This is a genomic window from Bradyrhizobium sp. 197 (assembly GCF_023073375.1).
Lineage (GTDB): Bacteria > Pseudomonadota > Alphaproteobacteria > Rhizobiales > Xanthobacteraceae > Bradyrhizobium.
In genome coordinates this window covers 1-19,627 of the sequence record NZ_JADPJJ010000140.1, presented here as the reverse complement: position 1 = coordinate 19,627, position 19,627 = coordinate 1, and the positions used below count along the sequence as shown (strand labels likewise).

Below are 19,627 nucleotides of genomic sequence, written 5' to 3'. Positions count from 1 at the left end.
ACTTCACGATCGATGCCAACGGGGCCTGGAGCTACGCCGGTAACGGCGCCCACGACGAGCTCACCGCCGGCCAGCAGGTCCAGGACCAGTTCACGGTCACCAGCCTGGACGGCACCGCGAGCGGCATCGTCACGGTGACCATCACCGGCAGCAACGATGCGGCCACGGTCTCGTCGGACTCGAAGCCCGTCACGGAAGGCGACACTGCCGCCGCATTGAACGCCTCGGGCCAGCTGACGATCGTGGATCCCGACAGCGGTGAAGCCCATGTCGTGGCCCAGAGCAACGCCCACGGGACCTATGGCGACTTCACGATCGATGCCAACGGCGCCTGGAGCTACGCCGGCAACGGCGCCCACGACGAGCTCACCGCCGGCCAGCAGGTGCAGGACCAGTTCACGGTCACCAGCCAGGACGGCACCGCCTCCGGCATCGTCACGGTCACCATCACCGGCAGCAACGATGCGGCGACGGTCTCGTCGGACTCGAAGTCCGTTACGGAAGGCGACACCGCGGCGGCGCTGAACACCAGCGGCCAGCTCACGATTGTGGATCCCGACACGGGCCAGGCCCATGTCGTGGCCCAGAGCAACGCCCACGGGACCTACGGCGACTTCACGATCGATGCCAACGGCGCCTGGAGCTACGCCGGCAACGGCGCCCACGACGAGCTCACCGCCGGCCAGCAGGTCCAGGACCAGTTCACGGTCACCAGCCTGGACGGCACCGCCTCCGGCATCGTCACGGTGACCATCACCGGCAGCAACGATGCGGCCACGGTCTCGTCGGACTCGAAGTCCGTCACCGAAGGCGACACCGCGGCGGCGCTGAACACCAGCGGCCAGCTGACGATTGTGGATCCCGACAGCGGCGAAGCCCACGTCGTGGCGCAATCGAGCGCCCACGGGACCTATGGCGACTTCACGATCGATGCCAACGGGGCCTGGAGCTACGCCGGCAACGGCGCCCACGACGAGCTCACCGCCAGCCAGCAGGTGCAGGACCAGTTCACGGTCACCAGCCTGGACGGCACCGCCACCGGTACGGTGACGGTCACCATCACCGGTACCAATGATGCGCCGGTGCTGAACGCCAATGGCGGTTCACTGTCCTATACCGAGGGTCAGGCGGCGACCGCGATCGACACGGCGCTGATGGTGTCGGACGTTGACAGCACGAATCTGACCGGCGCGACGGTCTCGATCACAAACTTCGTCTCCGGCCAGGATGTGCTCGGTTTTGCGAATCAGAACGGCATCGCCGGCAGCTATAACGCTAGCACTGGGGTGATGACCCTGACGGGTTCGTCGAGTGTGGCGAACTACCAGGCGGCTCTGCGCTCCGTGACGTATTCGAACTCGGGTGACAATCCGTCGGGCGCGACCCGCACCATCAGCTACCAGGTTGACGACGGCCAGACGGCCAGCCACGCCAGCAATAACGTGAGCTCGACAGTCGCGGTCATCCCGGTCAACGATGCGCCGGTGAATACGGTTCCGGGACCACAGACGACAAACGTCAACACGACAAAGGCGATCACTGGACTTAGCATCGTCGATGCCGACTCGGACGGCGCCAGCGAAACGATCACGTTGTCGCTAACCAACGGCACCTTGACCGTTTCAGGAGGTACCGCAGGGATCAGCGGCAGCGGAACGTCAACGGTGACGCTGACCGGAACAGTCAGCGCCATCAATTCTACTCTGGCCTCCACGGTCAACTACGTTCCGACATCGAATTTTGCCGGAACTAGCACTCTGACCATGACAACAAGCGACAATGGCCACACCGGAGCGGGTGGGGCATTGACCGATGTCGATACGGTCATCATTTCGGTCACGAGCCCTAGCCCCTTCGCTCTCACGACCGGCACCGATACCGTCTCCTATGTATCGGGCACCAATACTGTGACCGGCACGCAATCTCCCCTAACGCTAAACAACGGTGACATGCTGACCGGGGGAAGCGGTACGGACACTCTCGTCGTCGGTGGTGGTGGTCTGGGGCCATTCACTTTTGGCGATGGTGCAGGAAGCATTGGCCTGACAAAGTTCGAAACAATTGTTCTAAGTGACGCCAACAACGGAAATCATACTGACGCCCTGACATTCCTTTCGACATTCCAAAATGGAGGAACGCTCACGATTGACGGATCCGGCATCACTGGTAACGGCGACCTGGTCGTAGATGCTAGCGCAGTCACGTCTGGATCGTTTGTCATCATGGGCAGCTCAGGAAACGGCGGTGATGATACCCTCAAGGGCGGTTCAGGTAACGACACGATCAACGGTGGCGCAGGCACTGGCGCGGACAGGATCGTGGGTGGTGGTGGCGCAGATACGCTGACTGGTGGCGGCGGGAACGATACATTCGCCTATCTCGCTGTCACCGACGCGGGTGACCACATCACCGACTTCAGCACCTCAGGGGATAAGCTAGAATTTACGGTAACCGCCGGGCGATTCGTCATTGGTGATGTCGACACAACCGTTGAAAACGTCAGAACGGGCAACAATGCTGCGATAAATCTCGCCAACACGGAGGTCGGCGTCAAAACAGACGCATCCGTGACGACAGCGACGGTTCAATCAACGATCAACAGTTACTCCAATATCACGACGGGGGCCCTGTTCGTATTCCACAATTCGACAGTCGGCCACGCGCAAGTTTACTACGATCCCAATCCGAGCGTCGCAGGCGGCGCGACACTCGTCGTCGATTTGGACAACCTGACCACTCTGGCGAGTGTGACTGGCAGTTTCAGCGCATCGAATTTTGGGTTTGGCACGGCGCTTGCTCCTGCGGGCGTGTCGGGGCAGCCCATCAATCTCGGTCTAACGGACCCGCCCGCTAATCAGGGTCAACTCGCCACCGTCACTGTGGGCAGCATGCCCGCCGGCTGGACACTAAATGGTGGGACGCTGCTCCCCGATGGCAACTGGACGATCGAGACGACCGACGTCAGTTCGCTAATGGTGACGTCGCCAGTCAGTTTCGCCGGGGCATTGCACCTCGACGTGACCGTGACTTGGATGCAGCCGGATGGCTCGGCCGTAATCGAGACATTCGCCGACAATGTTGAAGCTTTTGCAGCGGGCTCTGCCATCATCGCCATTTCCGGCGACGACTATCTCACAGCGTCGAGTGGCAGCGATCTGCTTGTATTCTCACAGCCGATCGGTCATGACGTCATCTATAATTTCGAGATTGCGCATGATCAGATTGACCTGATTGGCTACGACAGCTTCAAGACCTTCGCCGACGTCCAGACGCATCTGTCTACCGACAATGACGGTAATGCCGTCATCGCGCTGGCAGACGGTCAAACGATCACTTTGGATGGCGTCGATGCCGGCTCGCTCGCAGCGGACGACTTCGTGTTCGACTTCAAGCCCATAGTCGACAATGCCGGCACAATGACAATCGGCAACGGCGCATTGCTGCCGCTGTCCGGTTAACATCCACAATACGGGCACGATCTCGTTGAATTCGACCGGCGCGGAGACCGATCTCCAACTTGTCGAGCACGGCATTTTGCTTGAAGGTGGCGGTCAGGTGCTGTTGTCTGACAATAGCAAGAACACTGTCAGTGGAGCTGTTTCCGATGTCACGCTGACCAACGTCGACAACACCATTTCCGGAGCCGGACAGCTCGGCGAAGGGACATTGATCCTTGTCAACCAAGGTACAATCATCGCGACGGGCACCAACGCGCTCGAGATTGACACCGGCGACAACACCGTCGTTAATTCCGGGACGATTGCAGCCAGCGGCAGTGGCGGTCTGGTCATCGACAGCAACGTGGATAATTCAGGGCTGCTGTGGGCGCATGGAGGCAACGTCACTCTCAATGGCAGTGTAAGCGGCAACGGCACCGCACTGATGGATGGCGTAGCTACGATCGAGTTCGGAGCGGCTTCGTCTGCGCATGTCGCGCTTGATGCCACAGCCACCGGGACAATCGTGCTCCATGACTCCTTCGACTTCAGCGGAGTCGTGTCCGGGTTTGACGGAAATGACCACCTGGATATCCTCGACGTCGCATTCGGGGACGGCACGACCGCTAATTATGTCGCAAATCAGGCCGGCACTGGAGGAATCCTTTCGGTGACTGACGGAGTTCACACCGCCAATATCAGCCTGTTGGGCCAGTACGATCCCGCGAGCTTCCAGACTGGGGCAGACAAGAACATGGGAACGCTTATCAGCTACCACGAGTATCTAGTCTGACGCGCTGCGAGGAGATGGCTCAAGGCGCTGACTGCAAAGTCGGTACTTGGTTCGCATGGAGATTCGGGCGCCCTACACCGGACGGGTGGTGCCCGCGGACGACGCGGCTCATCATCGAAGCGCAGGTCCCGCCGCTTCCGAATAGCCGGCATCCTCTCGAACTTGGGTGGCCGAATTGCCGCTCGAGTTGAAATTTACTGGAGACTGCTCCAGTTCTTCGAGCCTCTGCTTGAAAACGGCGAAGATATCGACGCGCGAACCCGAATTGATGATTGCGTCACGCCAGTGCAACTGGCGGAATCATGCGGCTGCAAGGCAGCGATCAGTATCTTCGGAGGGGTCACCTCAATCGTCGTGGCAGATGTTCCGCTTCTCGCTATCCGCATGTCGTGAAATCTGCTCCATGACGGCCCGGTCGCATCATCCGCTCTATTGTGCGAATGGATTGACAGGATTGACGCAGTGCGACAGCTCATTTGTCATCACACAATTCTTGAACTCCAGAATAATAAACTTTACCGCTGGTCACCCGTATTATTCCGGTGAATCCCTGCCGACTCTCAGCCGACGCTCTGCCCAGCTTTCGATTGTGGGGTCAGCTATCGTCCTTGTATTACAACCAGTTTTGCCGATTTAGCTCCATATTCGATTTTCGCAGTGCGGCTCGTTCCGGTAGGGTTAATTAAAAAGACATTATATATTAAATGTTGACGATAATAAATATTTAATGGATATTTTAGCGCTGGCGGGCCGGACATAAATCCGCAGCCGCTGGAAGTTGCCGAGGTGTCTGCAAATTCATCTTGAAAGAAGGGATTCTTCCAATGTTGCAATATTACATCGAGACCAAGGAAGCCTTGAAGCGTCTGCGAACGGACCAGGATGGCGTGGTGTCATTCGAGTACATCATCGTCGCGGTTTGCATCGTCGGCGCAGTGGGTGCTGTGTTCGGTGGTGGAGCTGGTGGGCAGATCGGGGCGGCGCTAACGACCGGGATCACCGCAATCACCACTGCTTTCACTACCGCGATCGCTGGTTGATACAGCCATTTTGGCGCCAGAGGGGGGCAATCCAAGCTGCCCCCCTCCTGCAGGAGTGCTCCCGCTAGTTTGCCTTCCACTTTTTTGAAACGTGCATTTCATGAGTTGGATTGCTCCCACAGTCTCGATCCTGCAAATCCTGTTGTTGCTCTATGTCGCAACGATAGACGTCGCGACGCGCTCGATCCCAAACGAATTCTGTCTCGCGCTGGCGCTCCTTGGGATCGCCGGTCAATTGCCCAGCTCGATACAAGTCGCTGTGTCGCTGATCGCAGCCGCGATCCTCTTCCTGCTGCTTTTTGTCCTATACGCGCGCGGAGGAATTGGTGGCGGCGACGTCAAGCTGCTGGTTGCCCTGGCGGTTGGTCTCCCGCCGAGCGGCGTGATGCAGTTGCTGACGGTCACCGTGCTGGCCGGCGGCGTTCTTGCCCTGGTGCATCTGATGATGCGTCACCTGCCGTATCCCAGGTTGACACCAGCCGGATCGTCGCTCGCACGGCGCATCTACGCGATCGAGCGTTGGCGCCATTTGCGACACGCCCCGCTGCCTTACGGAGTTGCTATCGCCTGTGGCGGTATCTGGACCATTTTGAGCAAAGGATCGTGAAATGTCATCCGCGCTGCGTCTGTCGATCATCGTGGTGCTTTTGCTTGCAACCACAGCGTTCGGACTGATTGCCTATAGCATGAACCTGCCGAAGGCGCAGGCTCCGGTCCCAGTACAAGTGACAGCGATGCCTCTCGCGCCGGCGGCGCCGGCGACCGCCGGATACTTTGTCGCGACACGGCCATTGCCGAGGGGGACGTTGGCCCGCGAAGAGGATTTCGCCGTGCGCTCGGTGCCGTCGGAGCGCGTTCCCCAGGGGGCTATCCTCGAAACCCCCGAGTCCAAGGCCGGACTTCCGGGTTCACTCATCCGCAACTTCGTCGAAGCGGGCAGCCTCGTTACATTGCAGGATATCCTGCGTCCGCGGGACCGGGGTTTCCTGGCCAGTATCCTGGCGCCAGACAGCCGTGCCATCAGCATCAAGGTTGACGAGGAGGCCGGTGTCTCGGGCCTCATCAGGCCGGGCGATCACGTGGACGTCGTGTTGACCCAGGTCTTCGAGAAAGTCGATACCGCGCGTCGCGCCCTGAGCGAAACCGTTCTGCGCAATGTTCGAGTCATCGCGATTGATCAGGAGATCGTGCAGGGCGCGCGACCCATTAGCGGGATGGCGGGTAAGCAAACGCAGACCGTGTCACTGGAACTTACTCAGGTCCAGGTCAAGAAAGTCACCGTCGCAAAGCAGCTCGGGACGCTCTCCTTGGCCGTACGCGCAGCAGTCGATCAGTGGGACAAGGCAGACACCGGCGCGATGTCGAGCTGTGATGTGTCGCCTGAACTTGCCCGCCAGTATGCAATTTCTGCACAGAGAACGGCAGTGGTCGTTCATTCAGGCGGTGAGGTCAAGCAATACACGGTCAGGAAGCAAGTGGAAGACGCTCTCGTCAGCTGCGACGGTGCATCGGATGCTGTAGGCCCGACTGCAACGGCGGTGGGTTACGATAACAGGTTGTCGGAGAAACGTTGATGAACATTGCCATAGCCACTCCGCCTGAAGAATCGACGTCAATCGTCACGCGTAACCGCATCGTCGGTTTCGTAAATGATGAGCTCAGCGCTGCGGCGTTGCGCAAGGGGCTCGAAGGCGCCAACCTCTCGATCAGGCGCGGCACGATCCGCAATGCCATACGGATGCTTGAAACCGACACCGATCTGTTTGCGCTGGTGGCAGACATCAGTGGCATCGACGACCCTTTTACTGAACTGGAAAGGCTGGCCGGCGTCTGTCCACCCGATGTCCGCGTAGCCGTGATCGGCGATAACAGGGAGATCACCTTCTACCGTGAGCTCCTGGAGCTCGGCTTGACAGAGTATCTGCCGCGGCCGCTCACGCGCGATATGGTGCTGGACAAGCTGCGCCCCAAGCTGCTCGGCAACGTGGCAGCCAACCAGATCGATCGTGGCGGGCACGTGGTCTCGATCTGCGGGGCGCAGGGGGGCGCCGGCGCCACGAGCATCGCGATCAATCTGGCGCTGCAACTTGCCGAGACAACCAAGGCCAAGGTGGCGCTGCTTGATCTTCATTTGCAGGGCGGTGAGGCCGCCGTGATGTTAGGTGTTCGTCCCGGGCCGGGGCTGCGTATCGCTCTGGAAAATCCGATGCGGGCGGACACACTCTTCCTCGAGCGCGCGGCAATCGAAGTCAACGAAAGGGTTTGCCTGGTCTCGGCCGACGAGGACCTCGATGCGCAGCTCGAAATTACGGAAGCTGGCATACGACACGTGCTGGGTCTGCTGCGTCAGCGGTTCAACTACATCGTCGTCGATGTACCCGTCCCGTTTCCGCCGTCGATCTATCCCGTGATTACGCTTTCCCGTCATGTGATGGTGTTGCTCGAATCCGAGGTGACCGGACTTCGCAATGCCCATGCGCTACGCGCCGCCGTGATCAACATCGCGGGCAAAGACCGGGTCTTTACCTTGCTCAACCGGGCCGGTCGTCCCGGGGGCCTGCCGAGGGCGGCGGTCGTCAAGGCGTTGGGTGCAGAGCCCGACATCGTCATTCCCGATCTCGGCAAGGGCATGACCGAGGCGCTCAATCTGGGAATTCCAGCTCTGAAGCACGTCAGAAAATTGCGGCGTCACCTGGCACCGATCGTACGGGAGATCAGCGGTGTCGCTGCCGAGCGGAGTGGCTGGTGGAGGAGGGTGCTCACAGCACATCTGCGATGAAAAAGTTTGGTAGGCGTGAAGACGACGCACCAGCTCACGTATCTTCATTGGAGACAAGCCTCCCTTCATCTGCGATGGGCTTGCCTTTGCCGCCGCTCAGCACGGCTGCATCCGCACCGAGCGTGCCGTCGCCTGCGCCAAGGCGCGACGAACCGCCGATCGACCAACCCATAATCCCGCCTTCGCTGCGTGAACGGGTGATTGAGCAGATCGAGCCATCGGTGGCCGCAACCGTCTCGCGGGAAGTTCTCCGGCGGCAGATCGAGGAGATCATCCATCAAATTGCCAACCAGGAACGGCTCGAGCTGTCGGGTCGTGAGCAGCTGCAGCTCGCGGACGAAATTGCCGACGACATGACGGGCTACGGGCCGCTCCGTCCGCTACTGCTGGACCAATCGATCAACGATATCATGGTGAACGGTCCGAGTAATGTCTACGTGGAGCGAAACGGCAAGCTGGAACGAGTTGCGGTGCGATTCCGGGACAATGGTCACATCGCTTCCGTCGCTCAGAAGATTGCCGCGCAGGTTGGTCGGCGCGTCGACGAGTCCAGTCCGATGGTCGATTGTCGCCTGCTGGATGGCAGCCGGGTCAACATCATCCTCCCGCCGCTGGCGATCCATAGTCCGTGCATTTCCATCCGAAAATTTCCAAGCCGCCGTTTGGACATAGCCGGCTTGATTGAAAATGGCTCAATGACCGCGGCCATCGGACGTTTGCTGGAGATCGCCGCCCGCTCGCGGCTCAATGTTCTGGTCTCCGGCGGTACCGGATCCGGCAAGACGACGCTCCTGAACGCTATGAGCCAGTTCATCGATCATACCGAACGCATTGTCACGATCGAGGACGCGGCGGAGTTGCAGCTTCAGCAGCCGCATGTGATCAGCCTGGAGACCCGGCCTCCCAGCCTCGAGGGCACAGGGCAGGTGACACAGCGCGATCTGCTGGTGAATGCCCTGCGCATGCGTCCCGACCGGATCGTCGTTGGCGAGGTGCGCAGTGCCGAAGCATTCGACATGCTGCAGGCGATGAACACCGGCCATGATGGTTCGATCTCCACGGTACACGCGAATAGTACCCGGGATGCCCTGACCCGCATCGAAAACATGGTGCAGATGGGACAGGTCAATCTACCGTCGCGCGCCATTCGAAGTCAGATCGTCGCTGCGCTGGATCTCATTGTGCAGGTCGAACGCATGCGGGACGGACAGCGCCGCATCATTCAGATCAGCGAGGTGATCGGCCTTGAAGGGGAGGTGATCACCACCAATGACATCGCAGCCTTCGAGTATCAAGAGGAGGATGTGAACGGGCGGATATCGGGCAGCTATAAGTCCAACCTTGCAACTCCGAAGTTCAAGAGCCGTCTTGTCTATTTCGGGCTAGATGGTGCTTGGGCCGAGGCCATGAGGCAAGTATGATGCTGGAGTCCGTGATCGTCACTGTTCTGGCCCTCGCGATGTGTGCAGCAGCCCTCTCGTTGTGGCTCGACGCTCGGGAAAGACGCATCAATCGCCAGTTGGCGATTGCTCTGCCAACGTCGCATCCGGCTAACCTACCATCCATTCGCCGCTTGGAGACCGGGTCCCAGGCTCAGTTTCTCAATCGGCTGTCCAATTACAATCCCGATATACCTTACGTGTTGCTTCCGGCCTATGTGCTGCTCGCCGGTGCATTCGGAGCAGCAGCGATCCTTTATGCGAACAGCCAGCTGGGATATTCCCTGGTCTACGTGTCCATTGTCGCCGCAATCACGGCCATTATTGTGATACGAGGCCTGTTCGGATGGCAGAAACGTCGCTTCGCTCTTCAGCTTTTTCGACAGCTGCCTGACGCGATCCAGCTGGTGACAAGTACCGTGCGATCAGGTCTTCCTGTGCACGAGGCATTTCGTGCCCTCGCGCGCGATATGCCGCAGCCAACGGCTGGGCAGTTTGCCATCGTATGCAGCGAAGTGAATCTGGGTAGACCTCCAGAGGAAGCTGTCCAGGCTGTCTATCGGCGAACGCAGGTGGCGGAGTATGCGATCTTTGCGGTGACACTTGCCGTTCAGTTGAAATCCGGTGGCAGCCTGGCCGAGACCTTGCAGAACCTGGGAGACACTGTCAGGCAACGTGTTGCGCTGGCTGCTCGCGCCAAGGCGCTGGCGGGAGAGGTGATCTTTTCCTCGCGAGCGCTGACAGTCTCGCCCTTGATTGCAGGTGGGGTCCTATACGCAGCCAATCCGCAAACGGTTGATCTGTTGTTCACCGATCCGGTCGGAAACAAGCTGCTGGTCTACGCAGTCGTTTCGGTGCTTGTCGGAGCCCTGGTGATAAGTTGGATGGTCAGAAGGGAAACAGAACTATGACTTCTGGTCTCAGTCTGGTGGCCCTCGCAGTCGTGGCTGCGACTGCGTCCTGCATGTTGATTATCCGCGAAATACACGTTCGTACATTGGACGCTCGGGTGTCAAACGCCGTGATGGGCGTTGCTGGCCGGTCTGCCCCCTTCCAGGATGTGACCGGTTGGTTTTCGTCACTCGGCATGCGGTATCGTCGCTTCTATGCTGAGGAAAATCTGGATCAGCTACGAACCATCCTTCAATCGTCAGGCTTCAATCATCATCGAGCCTTGCCGACCTGGATCGGTGTCAAAGCCGTCAGCATGGCCCTATGCCCGATCATCGCCGGGTGTGTCGCTCAGCTTTTCGGGAAGCCACTGCTGGATGTGCTGGTCTTCACACTTATTGGCGTGGCGATCGGGATTTTAGCGCCGCGATTGATACTGGCGGTGCTGAAGCGGCGGTTTGATGCCGCCATTCGACTGGGCACGCCGGACATGATCGATTTGCTGGTTGTGTGCAGCGAAGCGGGAATGGGCCTGGAAAGCGGGCTGGCACGTGTAGCGCAAGAAATGCATGAGACCAATCCCGCTATAGCCCGGGTCATGAGCGGCCTTCTTGATGATCTCCGGATCCTGCCAAGGCGCAGCGACGCATTCGATAAACTGGGATCTACGTCGGATGGGCTCCGCCGGTTCGGAATCATGGTCGCCCAAAGCCTGCAATACGGAACGCCCGTGGGCCAGGCTCTACGGAGTGTCGCTGTCGACCTCCGGCGCGAACGTATTACCAAGCTTGAAGAACGAGCACACAAGTTGGGCGCCAAGCTGACCATTCCGATGGTGTTGTTCCTGCTTCCAGCCATGTTCGTCATTTTGGGAGGAAGTCCCATTCTGCACCTCGTGCGTTCTTTCGCCAGCTTCGGTAAGTAGCCATGAGCACGATTGCCCTTTCGAAAACGTCTTCTTACGATCGAACAATGCAACTGTTCGGCGGCATGTGGTTCATGTTGCTGGCGCTTGGCGTGGCCATCAAGATCGGATCATCGGCTCATGATCCCTGGCCGTCGATCCTGTCGAGTGTTTGCCTCGCTGTCTTCTACGTGCTCCTGGCGCTGTTGATCATCACGCGGCCCCCGGCGAAGGCGCAAGCGAACGGCCGTCTCCCAAGGATCGCGGCGTTCGTCGGCACCTATATGCCGTGGACGATCGCCTTCTTCGGCGAAACCGACAAGGCGTTGCCAAACCTGGCGTCCACTGCGTGCGTGTTGATCGGCATGATCATGATGCTGGTCACCATCCGACATCTTGGCAGGTCGTTCAGTCTGGTGCCGCAGGCGCGCAACGTGGTGCAAACGGGTCCGTATCGGTGGATCAAGCACCCGCTCTACCTCGCGGAAGAAATCGCGGTGTTGGGTGTGGTGCTGAGAAGCCCGACGCCGCTGACAGCGGTGTTGCTCGTCTTGCATATCGGCGTCCAGGTTTGCCGAATCTATTACGAAGAGGACCTGCTTCGGCGCAACTGCCCTGAATATTCCGCTTACGAAGCATCGCGCTGGAGAGTGATCCCTTACGTTTGGTGAGTGCTGTTCCGGTCGACGACCGGAAGGGTGAGTATCGGTCGAGGTCAACTCATGAGCCACAAGAAGTCTTTGATCGTGGATCAACGCGGCGCCGTCGCGCTTGAGACCATGATCGTCTACATTTTCTTGGTGTCGTTCCTGCTTGTGCCGCTCGCCGACTTAGCCGCCGCGGGCTTCCAGTTTATCTCCGCATGGTCGGCTCTGCGCTCCTTCGGGCAGTACGTGCAGTACGCTAATCCGCTCGCCCCTGACGGCACAGTGAGCTGGAGGACAGGGCTACAGACGACGGTTGCGGGTCATGCGATCGGCGACCTCCAGGTTTTGTGCGGAGACGCGGGCGCTACCTGCTCGCCGAGCAATCTTGCTTCTCCGAAGTACATTACATTTTCGACAACTATCACTTTGGCCCCGCTTGGGGCACGCCCGCCTTTTGTGGGTTCGCTGCTGTGTCCCACCACCTGCACGTACACGCTGCGTCACTCAGAACGCTTTCAGTAGGGTGTTTCCATGCGTGATCTACTCCATTCCCAACGAGGCTCCGTCGCATTCGCAACAGTCATCGCTCTCGTGCCACTCATCGGAGTGGTCGCGCTCGGGGCCGAGGCCGGATCGTGGTACGTCACCCGCCAGCACGCGCAGAACGCAGCGGACTCAGCGGCCTATTCGGGCGCGTTGCGGCTGTCATGTACGATGGCGGGTGCGGTCTGCGACACGCAATCAGTGGACTATCGCGGCAAGGAATTCGCGGCACAGAATGGGTTTTGCAACTACAGTCCCAATGACGCTACCGCCTATCCGGGCAGGAATTGTCCGACCAGCCTTCCGACAAGAACCTCGCGGGCCGTGCAGATCGATATCGGCAATTACAATGCGGGCACGTTTACAACGCCCGTTGCGGGTACGGGCAACGCCGTTCGCGCCAGAGTCAGCCAGCAACAACCGGCGTACTTGGCGGCAGTGCTGGGCTTGACCACCGTCAACATCCCCGCCCAAGCCATTGCAATGGTCCAGCTGCCGACCAAAGCCTGCGTCCTGGCGCTTGGACCTGACTCAGGCGCACTCAAGCTTGCTGGCAACCTCAGCAACAACGGAACTGGCTGCGCTCTGATGTCGGATACCAGTGTTCAACTTGCCAGCACTCCAACGTTCACCGGCTCGGGATGGGCAGTTTATGGTGTGAGTGGCTGCATCCCCTCAGGCAGCTGCAGCAATGTTAGCGTGCCGCACAACTATTTTATGACGTACGCTAGCAATCCGCTCAGCAAACTGGACACCGCATCGTTCAACAGCAGGACGGGCAATACAAATATGCCATGCACCCTTCAGGCGGATGGCTGGAAGCATTGCGCGCCAAATAGCGCCGGGACTGGAGCTTACGGCAGTTTCACCGTGCAGAACGGCGACAAGTACGTTTTGGATCCGGGAACATATTTCTTCTACAAAGCAAATATAAAGATGACCGGCGGACAACTGAAAGGCGCAGGCGTAACCCTGGTGTTGCTCGGAGACTCGCAGCTTACCATAAACGGGGGTACGGCTGCTCTCTCCGCACCTGCCACTAACACGTTCTCTTCTGATCTAAATGGCGTCCTGATTGATGATCAGGCTCCGAGCAAGACCAGCAACAAGGTCACCATAAACGGTGGCGGTCTGGCTAGTCTGGGCGGGGCCATCTACTTCCCCAAGGTCGACGTTAGCTGGGCCGGAACGACTGCCAGCACGAATACGACCTGTTCGCAGGTGATCGCCAAAACGCTCGACATGAGCGGTGGCGGCTACCTCAGCACGCAAGGCTGTGATCCGGCCACCATTGTTTACACCCAAGTTGTCGCTTTGGTGCAATGATGAGAAAGCTCGACAATCGCGGCATCGCGCCGTTTGAATTTATTATGGTGTCCGTGGCGCTTTTCACATTGATGTTCGTCATCTTCGATCTTGGGCGCTATGCCATCACGATGCAATCCTTGCGGACGCTCGCGAGTGCTGGCGCCCGTGCGGTCATGATTAGCTGCTATACACCTGCCTTGCTTCAAAGCCCGCCGCAGTCGCCGGCCGGCTGCACCGGGGATCCGCTGTCCACCACCGCCAAGCAGAACGCGGCGCCGTTCCTGTATTTCGGCCGTCTCACGCCGACGTTGACCGTCGGGTCCAGTGGCAACGATTTGACCGTTACAGCTTCCCAGGCAAGCTTCACCATGCTGATGCCGATATGGGGCACAGCGCTCAATGCGCCGAGCGCGTCCACCCATATTCCCTTCTAGCGGTAATGCGCAACCAGAGGAAGTCCGCGTTGTCCGAACAGATCTTTCGAGAATCGATAGGGCGCTTGGAGAGGCCGGGGGCAACGGGTACCCGTCCGAGCGCTTACGCGGCACGATAGTTCCAAGCAAGGCAGGAAAGTGGTGCGCGCTGGCAACATCGGAAAGTTTTCTCTGCTGTTGCCGCAGTGCGGTGGGGGCTCTCTTCTTGCACGGAGGCGGCATGAGGGACGATGATCTTGCACAGCATCTTGCGGCCGGCGGAAACGGGACGTGTCCCTTTGCGGAGCCGGAGATAAGATTGGGCTTCGACTGGGTGCGCGCATAAGCAGGTAACGATTTGTAGTGGGACAGATTGTAAACTCTACGATGTGGTGCGCGAAGGAGAGTTGTTAAAGCCGCGAGGACGTAGATTTACGGGGACAGCCGCGGATCGCGGCGAGAGGGGCTCAGAATGAGTGGGGGGCGCGTTTCGGGTAAAGGGGAGGCGAGACTACTCGCCTTCGGCGTGATGGCTCTTGGCGCCACGCTTGCCCTGTTCAATTCCGTTGACAGCGCCGCGGCTGCAGATCGGCGGGGCTCCTCCGGCGGCGGCGTCTTCGTCAGCGAAATGAACGACGTCCAGCGGGTCAAGGTGGTTGTCAACAAGTCACGCACGTTCAAGGTCGATACGGCTTTTGCGACCATTGTCGCGGGTTCGCCCGACATCGTCGATGTGAAGTCGCTGAGCGACCACCTGATCTATGTCCAGGGCAAGCAGACCGGCACCACCAACGTCATTTTGTTCGACAGCTCGATGAAGCAGATCGGGATCCTCGACGTCGAGGTCGTGATCGATACCAGCAATCTGCAGCAGAACATCCGGACCGGCACCGGCATGCAGGGTGTTCGCGTCTCTGCCTCCGAGGGCCAGGTGGTGCTCAGCGGAACCGCTGTCGATGCGGTTGCGGCCGAGCGGGCCATGGCAATCGCCACCAGCACCGTCGCGAAAGGCGGAACTGTCGTCAACGCGATGAGCGTCGCGGCGCCGCAACAGGTAATGCTGGAGGTGCGCTTTCTCGAGGTGAATCGGGACGCCGGTCGCGACTTGGGCGTCAACCTCTATGCGGCGAATGCCAACGGCACCAACGTTGGGAATACCGGGCTCGGATCGGCGACTGCTCGCCGAGTCCCCATCGGCGGCAATACCATAAACAGCAACAATCGAGTGACTATTACCGGGACAAATCCATCGGACACTAACACGAACACTACGAGCACTAATAATGTTGGTGCTTATCCGACTGGCAGCCTTCCGGTACTCGGAACATTGGGTACGCTGGTTGGCGCTTCGGGCGGTCTAGCTCCTGCCCCGTTCGGAAGCTTGTTGACCAGCATCATACGAACCAGCAGTGGCGGCTCGGTGGATTTGTTAATCTCGGCGCTGGAAACCAAGGGATTGGCTCGCCGGTTAGCGGAGCCGAACTTGACCACGCTTTCCGGCGATGCTGCTCGCTTCCTGGCCGGCGGTGAATTTCCAGTACCTGTAGCGTCCACGGCCGGTACCGCAGGCCTCGTGCCAACAGTGACTATCGAATTCAAGAAGTTCGGCGTTGAGCTGGCCTTTGTGCCCACCGTTCTCTCGCGCGGGGTGATCAACCTTCGGGTCGAACCTTCTGTCAGCGAGCTTGATTTCTCCAATGCGGTGCAGATTGCGGGGACGGTCATTCCGGCGTTGACCCGCCGCGACGCGCGGACCACGGTCGAGCTGCGCGACGGCCAGAGCTTTGCGATCGCCGGCCTGCTCCAGACTCGCAATCGGCAGGACGTTTCGCAATTGCCCTGGATCGGCTCGGTGCCGGTGATCGGAACCTTGTTCAGCAGCAAGTCGTACCAGCAGCAGGAAACGGATCTGGTTATTATCGTGACGCCGCGCCTGGTCGCGCCGGCGGCACCAGGCCAGCAACTGGCGTCGCCGCTCGACTCCCGCCTTCCGGTCAACGACGTCGACTTCTTCCTCAATGGCCAGATGGAAGTCCGCAAGCGTTACAATGACTACGTCAATTCCGGCGGCGACGTGAAGGGCCCTTACGGCCACATCATCGCTCCTGAGCTCAGGACGCCCGTTCCACCACCGGCCGCCGCCGCCAACCAGCCGATCGTGAAAACCCTCAACTAGAGGAAGCGAGAGATGACCATCAGGTATCTGGCTCTGTTCGCGCCCCTGCTGCTCGGGGGATGCTACGGGCTCGCCGGTCATGACGAGGTGGACCGCTACTTTCAGCGTTCCGACAGCATCACGATGACCGCCGGCGATGCCAAGCAGGTCAACGCCGTCACCCATACGATCCATCCATGGCCGCGATACGTCGGCGACCGCAGGATCGCCTACGACGCTCGGCGCGTGGGTGCCGCCGTGACACGCTATGGCAACACGAAACAACCGGTGGATCAGCTTCCCGACATGGGCGAACCGACGAGACAGATGGGCGTGCGGACTACCCCAACCCAGAACATCAACGTGGAAGGATTGGGGGCCGGGTCGGCTTCTGGAATATCGGTGCCGGTCGGCGGAGCAGCGGGCAGGTAAAAGAGCCAGGGGACCTTGGGTAATCTGACGATGATATTTCAATGAGTCCGATGAGCCGGGCGGGGACAAGAGTTATGCGGCGCATCATCTTAATGCTGACCTGTTGCTGGTTGGCGACCGGCCTTGCGGCGTGCGAGACCACGCTGAGAGACGCGGCTATCGTCGCTCCCGTGGATCCGCCGGGCGGCGACCCCGTGCAGGAACCGACCGACGTCAAATACTATCCTTCGGACGAGCCCGTGCGGCTGGGGCTGGAGCATTTCAATCGCGGCAGTTATGGGATTTCACAGCGCTATTTCAAGGACGCCGTCGAGAAATCGCCGAAGGATTTGACGGCCTGGATTGGGCTCGCCGCGAGCTATGATCGGTTGCGTCGTTTTGACCTCGCTGATCAGGCCTATGCCCAGGCGATCCGGCTGGGAGGCGAAACCGTTCAAATCCTGAATGATCAGGGATATTCGTACATGCTACGCGGCAATCTGAGTGCAGCGCGACGGAAGTTCGAGAAGGCCTATTCGCTCGATCCAGGCAATCCGGTCATCGCCAATAACCTTGAGCTGCTCAACGGCAGTCGCAGGTTCATCGAAAGGCCACCGAATAATCAGCCATAAGTCGAGTAGCTACCCACAATAAGCTTTGCAGGGCACGCTCGGCGCTTGCCCTTGAACTTGCGGATCGGCTATCGCGGGTCAATTGGGCCCGATCACAGCATCAGCGTAATGGCTGCCGTTTCGGGTTATGACGATGACGCCATTGCGAATGGTGAATCTCGCGCCAAGCAGTTTCCGCACCTTGTCCGTGATCGGAGAAGGGAAGGGGATGGTTTCTCCTGTGACGGGATCGCCAACCTTGATCGACTCAGTGGCAGCCCCCGCAAGCGGGGCAGGCTTGATGTAGTCGCGGATCAGCTGAACCTCTTCGCGCGACAGGATAAGCGAAGCCTGATCAGGACGGGTCTCCGACGGCGGCTTGGATGTTTCACTGCTTGCTTTTTCACGTATCTCATTGGTGCTTGCGATCTGATCGAGCCTGGCTACGCGTAGCTTGAGCGCGATGATGTCACGTTGCAGTGTTGCGATCTCCAATTTGCGCGAGTTGAACTGCATGAAGACAATGATCGCGCAAACGCAGCTCACGACAAAGCCGACGCTCAGCAATGCGATCAACCACCGCTCAAAGTTTCCCATCGACCCTCCGGCCGTCCGGGGGAGTTGATCGCGCTGGAGATGGCTCCGCCAGATGCGGCGTGCTCGGTCCATCCAGTCTGCAGAGCCCGTTACGCCGGCCGCCGCCCGGCCCGACCCAAAATGCGCGGGCGACGAGGCGGCTTCCTCTCGGGCCGGATCAACTAACGACGTCGTGTCGACTTGCTCAGGCTTTAGATCCTCGGGGACGCGATCCTCCGTAGTCAGATGAGCGGCAGGGTGGAAGGGATCCATCTGCTTATCGAGCCGGCCCATCTCCATTCTCCACGGAGCCATCTATCAACTTCAGCAGTTCCGCCGACGCGGAAAGAATAGGGTACCCGAGGATTCGATCAATCGAAACGGAAAAGACGCCAAGCCGCGGCGCCGTTCTAAGGATAGCTTCAGGAGATAGGGTACCAACAGATGCAATGACTCGCCCCCGCGAATGCACGTTCCGACCACGCGGACCGTAGACAGTGCAATGAGGCATGATCGTGCGACGAATGCCCAATTTCAGTCGGTTAACCCCGGGGTGCGACCGGTAAGTTATTGGTTGTTCTACCCCTGTCGCTGATTCTTAATCAGCGGGTCCCAGGTTCGAGCCCTGGTGCGCCCACCAAACAAATCAAACACTTAGCGGTTTGAGCAAACGGCAAAACCAGCGCCGTTTACACCACCGTTTACAGTTTTGTTCTTGCTTCGAGCTTGAGCACGGCAGCTTCTGCGAGCTGAATGTCACGTCCGGGATAGTGTGCATCGAGAATAGCCTCGACGTCCTTCAGGGAGTGACCGGTGACTGCGGCAATCTGTGGCACACTAGCGCCGGCGATCGCCAACCGAACCACCGCCGTGCCGCGCAGGTCATGAAATGTCAGGCCCTCGATACCGGCGCGCTCGCAAGCCTTTGCCCACGATGTCCGAAAACCGTCGGACGTCCAAGGCCGGCCCAGCGTGTTCGTCAAGATAAGGGGTCCCCGACTTTCGGTGGTGTCGAGTAGAGCTCGCAGAGGACCGCCGGCAGGCATTGCGACGCGCCGACTCCCTTCGACTGGCGAAGGCGAATGTAAGGGCTCTCGTAGGCCGACCAGGGCAGCCGCAACAGGTCGCCTTGCCTTTGTCCGCTCCACAAAGCCAAGACCAGCGCCAGCTGGATCTCGGGGGAGCCGACTGACAGGACTGCGGCGATGTTCTGCTCGGTCCAGATCTTGTCTCGGCGGTCTGCGACATAGAGCCGACCACCGCGCTCACAGGGGTTGCTGGTAATGATGCCGCGGTCTTTCCCAAAGGACAGAATGCGCGCCGGTACCGCTAGGCGAGATCAGCCTTGCGCGGTGTGGCAAAAAGGGGAAAACCATGGATCTCAAGCTCGCCGGCAAGTCGCGCCTGTCACCGGTGCCAGCGTCGGCCTCGGCGGCGGGATCGCGCAGATGCTTGCCGAAGAAAGGATGTCGCCTCGCAGCCGTGGCCCAGCGAGAAGACCGCCTAAGAAACGCTGCGGAAGAGATTGCGATTATCGGATGCGAGCGGCCGTTGGTCATTGTCGCGGATATCACGCAGCACGACGCAGCTACGAGGATCAGAGATGATGTGGTTGCCGCTTTCGGCCGACTAGACATCCTCGTCAACAATGCCGGCGGTTCGCGGCCCTTCGACGGGCTC

20 protein-coding genes are annotated in these 19,627 nt (G+C 59.5%); 17 read left to right on the top strand and 3 right to left on the bottom strand.

What is annotated here, in order from left to right; genetic code table 11:
• The 6 genes from IVB27_RS31175 to IVB27_RS31150 form a co-directional block, all read left to right on the top strand.
• Positions 1-3,458, top strand: a 3,458-nt coding sequence (locus IVB27_RS31175; protein WP_247446675.1) for a beta strand repeat-containing protein, incomplete at its 5' end; no start/stop codon positions are given.
• A gap of 25 nt (positions 3,459-3,483) precedes the next feature.
• Positions 3,484-4,230: a hypothetical protein gene (locus IVB27_RS31170; protein ID WP_247446674.1), complete on the top strand. Its 747-nt coding sequence runs from the start codon at positions 3,484-3,486 to the stop codon at positions 4,228-4,230.
• Between the two features lie 824 nt (positions 4,231-5,054).
• Positions 5,055-5,270, top strand: a complete 216-nt coding sequence (locus IVB27_RS31165) for a hypothetical protein (protein ID WP_018458240.1) — start codon at positions 5,055-5,057, stop codon at positions 5,268-5,270.
• A gap of 100 nt (positions 5,271-5,370) precedes the next feature.
• Entirely contained in the window at positions 5,371-5,877 is a 507-nt protein-coding gene (locus IVB27_RS31160) for an A24 family peptidase (RefSeq protein WP_247446673.1), read from the top strand.
• 1 nt (position 5,878) lies between these two features.
• Positions 5,879-6,844, top strand: a complete 966-nt coding sequence (gene cpaB / locus IVB27_RS31155) for a Flp pilus assembly protein CpaB (protein ID WP_247446672.1) — start codon at positions 5,879-5,881, stop codon at positions 6,842-6,844.
• Positions 6,844-8,049, top strand: a complete 1,206-nt coding sequence (locus IVB27_RS31150) for a CpaE/TadZ family protein (RefSeq protein WP_247446671.1) — start codon at positions 6,844-6,846, stop codon at positions 8,047-8,049. Before cpaB ends, IVB27_RS31150 begins: the two co-directional genes overlap by 1 nt.
• 34 nt (positions 8,050-8,083) lie before the next feature.
• Here the strand turns inward: IVB27_RS31150 and IVB27_RS31145 are convergent, their stop codons facing one another.
• Positions 8,084-8,221 (bottom strand): hypothetical protein, encoded by a 138-nt coding sequence (locus IVB27_RS31145; RefSeq protein WP_247446677.1) that lies wholly within the window; start codon positions 8,219-8,221, stop codon positions 8,084-8,086.
• Here IVB27_RS31145 and IVB27_RS31140 point away from each other — a divergent pair.
• From IVB27_RS31140 to IVB27_RS31095, 10 genes are all read left to right on the top strand, one after another.
• Positions 8,220-9,470 (top strand): TadA family conjugal transfer-associated ATPase, encoded by a 1,251-nt coding sequence (locus tag IVB27_RS31140; protein ID WP_247446676.1) that lies wholly within the window; start codon positions 8,220-8,222, stop codon positions 9,468-9,470. The two genes, IVB27_RS31145 and IVB27_RS31140, sit on opposite strands and share 2 nt — an antisense overlap.
• Positions 9,467-10,399, top strand: coding sequence for a type II secretion system F family protein (locus IVB27_RS31135; RefSeq protein ID WP_247446670.1), 933 nt, complete (start codon positions 9,467-9,469; stop codon positions 10,397-10,399). The genes IVB27_RS31140 and IVB27_RS31135 overlap by 4 nt, the downstream gene beginning before the upstream one ends.
• Positions 10,396-11,304 carry a type II secretion system F family protein gene (locus IVB27_RS31130; protein ID WP_247446669.1) on the top strand — a complete coding sequence of 303 codons (909 nt, stop codon included), beginning with the start codon at positions 10,396-10,398 and terminating at the stop codon, positions 11,302-11,304. The genes IVB27_RS31135 and IVB27_RS31130 overlap by 4 nt, the downstream gene beginning before the upstream one ends.
• Positions 11,305-11,351: 47 nt before the next feature.
• Entirely contained in the window at positions 11,352-11,954 is a 603-nt protein-coding gene (locus tag IVB27_RS31125) for a methyltransferase family protein (protein ID WP_247446668.1), read from the top strand.
• A gap of 51 nt (positions 11,955-12,005) precedes the next feature.
• On the top strand, positions 12,006-12,452 hold the full coding sequence (locus IVB27_RS31120; protein ID WP_247446667.1) for a hypothetical protein: 447 nt from the start codon (positions 12,006-12,008) through the stop codon (positions 12,450-12,452).
• A 9-nt stretch (positions 12,453-12,461) separates the two neighbouring features.
• Positions 12,462-13,799: a TadG family pilus assembly protein gene (locus tag IVB27_RS31115; RefSeq protein ID WP_247446666.1), complete on the top strand. Its 1,338-nt coding sequence runs from the start codon at positions 12,462-12,464 to the stop codon at positions 13,797-13,799.
• Complete coding sequence (locus IVB27_RS31110) at positions 13,796-14,215, top strand: TadE family protein (protein WP_345946947.1); 420 nt, start codon at positions 13,796-13,798, stop codon at positions 14,213-14,215. Before IVB27_RS31115 ends, IVB27_RS31110 begins: the two co-directional genes overlap by 4 nt.
• Positions 14,216-14,666: 451 nt before the next feature.
• A complete protein-coding gene (locus IVB27_RS31105; RefSeq protein WP_247446664.1) occupies positions 14,667-16,370 on the top strand; it encodes a type II and III secretion system protein family protein in 1,704 nt (567 codons plus the stop codon).
• A 12-nt stretch (positions 16,371-16,382) separates the two neighbouring features.
• Entirely contained in the window at positions 16,383-16,781 is a 399-nt protein-coding gene (locus tag IVB27_RS31100; protein WP_247446663.1) for a hypothetical protein, read from the top strand.
• Positions 16,782-16,855: 74 nt separating this feature from the next.
• Positions 16,856-17,392, top strand: coding sequence for a tetratricopeptide repeat protein (locus IVB27_RS31095; RefSeq protein ID WP_247446662.1), 537 nt, complete (start codon positions 16,856-16,858; stop codon positions 17,390-17,392).
• Positions 17,393-17,470: 78 nt separating this feature from the next.
• Here the strand turns inward: IVB27_RS31095 and IVB27_RS31090 are convergent, their stop codons facing one another.
• Positions 17,471-18,241 carry a hypothetical protein gene (locus tag IVB27_RS31090; protein ID WP_247446661.1) on the bottom strand — a complete coding sequence of 257 codons (771 nt, stop codon included), beginning with the start codon at positions 18,239-18,241 and terminating at the stop codon, positions 17,471-17,473.
• Between the two features lie 407 nt (positions 18,242-18,648).
• Positions 18,649-18,930, bottom strand: coding sequence for a tyrosine-type recombinase/integrase (locus IVB27_RS31085; protein ID WP_247341505.1), 282 nt, complete (start codon positions 18,928-18,930; stop codon positions 18,649-18,651).
• Between the two features lie 391 nt (positions 18,931-19,321).
• Here IVB27_RS31085 and IVB27_RS31080 point away from each other — a divergent pair.
• The coding region (locus IVB27_RS31080) for an SDR family NAD(P)-dependent oxidoreductase (RefSeq protein ID WP_247446660.1) at positions 19,322-19,627 on the top strand (306 nt) is incomplete at its 3' end.